Raw genomic sequence first — 5,096 nt, 5'->3', positions numbered from 1 at the left:
TAGGTGATATACTAATATAGTTGTCGCGAAAGACAAAGCCCTTTGAAAACTGAACAAGACGAACCAAGTGCAGGGTGACATAGAGATATGTAACCTGTCAAAAAACGAAAATAAATCTGTCAGTGGACAGTAATGAGTGCGAACTCAAACTTTTTAATGAGAGTTTGATCCTGGCTCAGGACGAACGCTGGCGGCGTGCCTAATACATGCAAGTAGAACGCTGAAGAGAGGAGCTTGCTCTTCTTGGATGAGTTGCGAACGGGTGAGTAACGCGTAGGTAACCTGCCTGGTAGCGGGGGATAACTATTGGAAACGATAGCTAATACCGCATGATATTGAATATCGCATGATAATTAATTGAAAGATGCAATTGCATCACTACCAGATGGACCTGCGTTGTATTAGCTAGTTGGTGAGGTAACGGCTCACCAAGGCGACGATACATAGCCGACCTGAGAGGGTGATCGGCCACACTGGGACTGAGACACGGCCCAGACTCCTACGGGAGGCAGCAGTAGGGAATCTTCGGCAATGGGGGGAACCCTGACCGAGCAACGCCGCGTGAGTGAAGAAGGTTTTCGGATCGTAAAGCTCTGTTGTAAGAGAAGAACGGGTGTGAGAGTGGAAAGTTCACACTGTGACGGTATCTTACCAGAAAGGGACGGCTAACTACGTGCCAGCAGCCGCGGTAATACGTAGGTCCCGAGCGTTGTCCGGATTTATTGGGCGTAAAGCGAGCGCAGGCGGTTAGATAAGTCTGAAGTTAAAGGCTGTGGCTTAACCATAGTATGCTTTGGAAACTGTTTAACTTGAGTGCAGAAGGGGAGAGTGGAATTCCATGTGTAGCGGTGAAATGCGTAGATATATGGAGGAACACCGGTGGCGAAAGCGGCTCTCTGGTCTGTAACTGACGCTGAGGCTCGAAAGCGTGGGGAGCAAACAGGATTAGATACCCTGGTAGTCCACGCCGTAAACGATGAGTGCTAGGTGTTAGGCCCTTTCCGGGGCTTAGTGCCGCAGCTAACGCATTAAGCACTCCGCCTGGGGAGTACGACCGCAAGGTTGAAACTCAAAGGAATTGACGGGGGCCCGCACAAGCGGTGGAGCATGTGGTTTAATTCGAAGCAACGCGAAGAACCTTACCAGGTCTTGACATCCCTCTGACCACTCTAGAGATAGAGTTTTCCTTCGGGACAGAGGTGACAGGTGGTGCATGGTTGTCGTCAGCTCGTGTCGTGAGATGTTGGGTTAAGTCCCGCAACGAGCGCAACCCCTATTGTTAGTTGCCATCATTCAGTTGGGCACTCTAGCGAGACTGCCGGTAATAAACCGGAGGAAGGTGGGGATGACGTCAAATCATCATGCCCCTTATGACCTGGGCTACACACGTGCTACAATGGCTGGTACAACGAGTCGCAAGCCGGTGACGGCAAGCTAATCTCTGAAAGCCAGTCTCAGTTCGGATTGTAGGCTGCAACTCGCCTACATGAAGTCGGAATCGCTAGTAATCGCGGATCAGCACGCCGCGGTGAATACGTTCCCGGGCCTTGTACACACCGCCCGTCACACCACGAGAGTTTGTAACACCCGAAGTCGGTGAGGTAACCGTAAGGAGCCAGCCGCCTAAGGTGGGATAGATGATTGGGGTGAAGTCGTAACAAGGTAGCCGTATCGGAAGGTGCGGCTGGATCACCTCCTTTCTAAGGAGTCCGTAAGGACACACGGAATGCACTTGGATCTTGTTTAGTTTTGAGAGGGCTATGTGGGGCCTTAGCTCAGCTGGGAGAGCGCCTGCTTTGCACGCAGGAGGTCAGCGGTTCGATCCCGCTAGGCTCCATTATCTAGTTTTACTAGATAAAGAACTTGTCCATTGAAAATTGAATACTAATATCAAATAGTAACAAGAAAATAAACCAAAAACGCTGTGAATATTAATGAGTTTAAGACTGAAAGGTCAAAAATAAGGTTAAGTTAGTAAGGGCGCACGGTGGATGCCTTGGCACTAGGAGCCGAAGAAGGACGTGACAAACGACGAAATGCCTCGGGGAGCTGTAAGTAAGCTTCGATCCGGGGGTGTCCGAATGGGGGAACCCAACAGGTTGATGCCTGTTACCCATTTCTGTTAAGGGAATGAGGAGGAAGACGCAGTGAACTGAAACATCTAAGTAGCTGTAGGAAGAGAAAGCAAAAGCGATTGCCTTAGTAGCGGCGAGCGAAGAGGCAGGAGGGCAAACCGAAGAGTTTACTCTTCGGGGTTGTAGGACTGCAATGTGGACTCAGAATTTATAGAAGAATGACTTGGGAAAGTCAGCCAAAGAGAGTAAGAGCCTCGTATTTTAAATAGATTCTGTACCTAGCAGTATCCTGAGTACGGCGGGACACGTGAAATCCCGTCGGAATCTGGGAGGACCATCTCCCAACCCTAAATACTCCCTAGTGACCGATAGTGAACCAGTACCGTGAGGGAAAGGTGAAAAGCACCCCGGGAGGGGAGTGAAATAGAACCTGAAACCGTGTGCCTACAATAAGTTCGAGCCCGTTCATGGGTGAGAGCGTGCCTTTTGTAGAATGAACCGGCGAGTTACGTTATGATGCGAGGTTAAGTTGAAGAGACGGAGCCGTAGGGAAACCGAGTCTGAATAGGGCGCTTTAGTATTATGATGTAGACCCGAAACCATGTGACCTACCCATGAGCAGGTTGAAGGTGCGGTAAAACGCACTGGAGGACCGAACCAGGGCACGTTGAAAAGTGCTTGGATGACTTGTGGGTAGCGGAGAAATTCCAAACGAACTTGGAGATAGCTGGTTCTCTCCGAAATAGCTTTAGGGCTAGCGTCGACATCAAGATTCTTGGAGGTAGAGCACTGTTTGGGTGAGGGGTCCATCCCGGATTACCAATCTCAGATAAACTCCGAATGCCAATGAATTATGGTCGGCAGTCAGACTGCGAGTGCTAAGATCCGTAGTCGAAAGGGAAACAGCCCAGACCACCAGCTAAGGTCCCAAAATAATTGTTAAGTGGAAAAGGATGTGGGGTTGCACAGACAACTAGGATGTTAGCTTAGAAGCAGCTATTCATTCAAAGAGTGCGTAATAGCTCACTAGTCGAGTGACCCTGCGCCGAAAATGTACCGGGGCTAAAACAATTTACCGAAGCTGTGGATACCTTTTATAGGTATGGTAGGAGAGCGTTCTATGTGTGGCGAAGGTGTACCGTGAGGAGCGCTGGAATGCATAGAAGTGAGAATGCCGGTATGAGTAGCGCAAGACAGGTGAGAATCCTGTCCACCGTAAGACTAAGGTTTCCAGGGGAAGGCTCGTCCGCCCTGGGTTAGTCGGGACCTAAGGAGAGACCGAAAGGTGTATCCGATGGCCAACAGGTTGAGATTCCTGTACTAGAGTATGAAGTGATGGAGGGACGCAGTAGGCTAACTCGTGCGTACGAATGGATGTACGTCTAAGCAGTGAGGCGTGGTATGAGTCAAATGCTTATACCTCTAACGTTGAGCTGTGATGGGGAGCGAAGTTTAGTAGCGAGTGAGTGATGTCACACTGCCAAGAAAAGCTTCTAGCGTTGTATCATACTCTACCCGTACCGCAAACCGACACAGGTAGTCGAGGCGAGTAGCCTCAGGTGAGCGAGAGAACTCTCGTTAAGGAACTCGGCAAAATGACCCCGTAACTTCGGGAGAAGGGGTGCTGACTTAAGTCAGCCGCAGTGAATAGGCCCAAGCAACTGTTTATCAAAAACACAGCTCTCTGCTAAATCGTAAGATGATGTATAGGGGGTGACGCCTGCCCGGTGCTGGAAGGTTAAGAGGAGTGCTTAGCGGTAACGCGAAGGTATGAATTGAAGCCCCAGTAAACGGCGGCCGTAACTATAACGGTCCTAAGGTAGCGAAATTCCTTGTCGGGTAAGTTCCGACCCGCACGAAAGGCGTAATGATTTGGGCACTGTCTCAACGAGAGACTCGGTGAAATTTTAGTACCTGTGAAGATGCAGGTTACCCGCGACAGGACGGAAAGACCCCATGGAGCTTTACTGCAGTTTGATATTGAGTGTCTGTGCCACATGTACAGGATAGGTAGGAGCCTACGAGATCGGGACGCCAGTTTCGATGGAGGCGTTGTTGGGATACTACCCTTGTGTTATGGCCACTCTAACCCGGTAGGTTTATCATCTACGGAGACAGTGTCTGACGGGCAGTTTGACTGGGGCGGTCGCCTCCTAAAAGGTAACGGAGGCGCCCAAAGGTTCCCTCAGACTGGTTGGAAATCAGTCGCAGAGTGTAAAGGTATAAGGGAGCTTGACTGCGAGAGCTACAACTCGAGCAGGGACGAAAGTCGGGCTTAGTGATCCGGTGGTTCCGTATGGAAGGGCCATCGCTCAACGGATAAAAGCTACCCTGGGGATAACAGGCTTATCTCCCCCAAGAGTTCACATCGACGGGGAGGTTTGGCACCTCGATGTCGGCTCGTCGCATCCTGGGGCTGTAGTCGGTCCCAAGGGTTGGGCTGTTCGCCCATTAAAGCGGCACGCGAGCTGGGTTCAGAACGTCGTGAGACAGTTCGGTCCCTATCCGTCGCGGGCGTAGGAAATTTGAGAGGATCTGCTCCTAGTACGAGAGGACCAGAGTGGACTTACCGCTGGTGTACCAGTTGTTCTGCCAAGAGCATCGCTGGGTAGCTATGTAGGGAAGGGATAAACGCTGAAAGCATCTAAGTGTGAAACCCACCTCAAGATGAGATTTCCCATAACGCAAGTTAGTAAGAGCCCTGAGAGAAGATCAGGTTGATAGGTTGGGAGTGGAAGTTGTGTGAGCAATGGAGCGGACCAATACTAATCGCTCGAGGACTTATCCTAGAATAAGAACTTCATCAGAGTGCAGCGAATGGTTTAGAGAAATGTGAGATTTGATATTGTATTCAATTTTGAGTTGACAAGGCTTGTCTGAGAGGACAGGGAAGTTAATTCAATAGTTAAGTGACGATAGCCTAGGAGATACACCTGTACCCATGCCGAACACAGCAGTTAAGCCCTAGAACGCCGGAAGTAGTTGGGGGTTGCCCCCTGTGAGATATGGAAGTCGCTTAGC

The 5,096-nt window shown here is 50.2% G+C and carries 1 tRNA gene and 3 rRNA genes; all 4 read left to right on the top strand.

The features are described from left to right. The first annotated feature begins 152 nt into the window (after positions 1 to 152). The 4 genes from MK370_RS10925 to rrf all read left to right on the top strand — a co-directional run bounded on the left by MK370_RS10925 (position 153) and on the right by rrf (position 5,096). Positions 153 to 1,700: ribosomal RNA gene (locus MK370_RS10925) — 16S ribosomal RNA — on the top strand. 64 nt (positions 1,701 to 1,764) lie between these two features. After that, positions 1,765 to 1,837 (top strand) — tRNA-Ala (locus MK370_RS10920). A gap of 127 nt (positions 1,838 to 1,964) precedes the next feature. Then, positions 1,965 to 4,864 (top strand): 23S ribosomal RNA (locus MK370_RS10915). 116 nt (positions 4,865 to 4,980) lie between these two features. Continuing rightward, positions 4,981 to 5,096: ribosomal RNA gene (gene rrf, locus MK370_RS10910) — 5S ribosomal RNA — on the top strand. Together the 16S, 23S and 5S rRNA genes with 1 tRNA gene alongside form the textbook arrangement of a ribosomal RNA operon.

Origin of the sequence: Streptococcus sanguinis (assembly GCF_026781265.1) — a bacterium.
In the GTDB taxonomy this organism is placed as follows: Bacteria; Bacillota; Bacilli; order Lactobacillales; family Streptococcaceae; genus Streptococcus; species Streptococcus sanguinis_T.
Note: the sequence above shows the minus strand (reverse complement) of the source record. Positions and strands in the feature narration are given on the sequence as shown.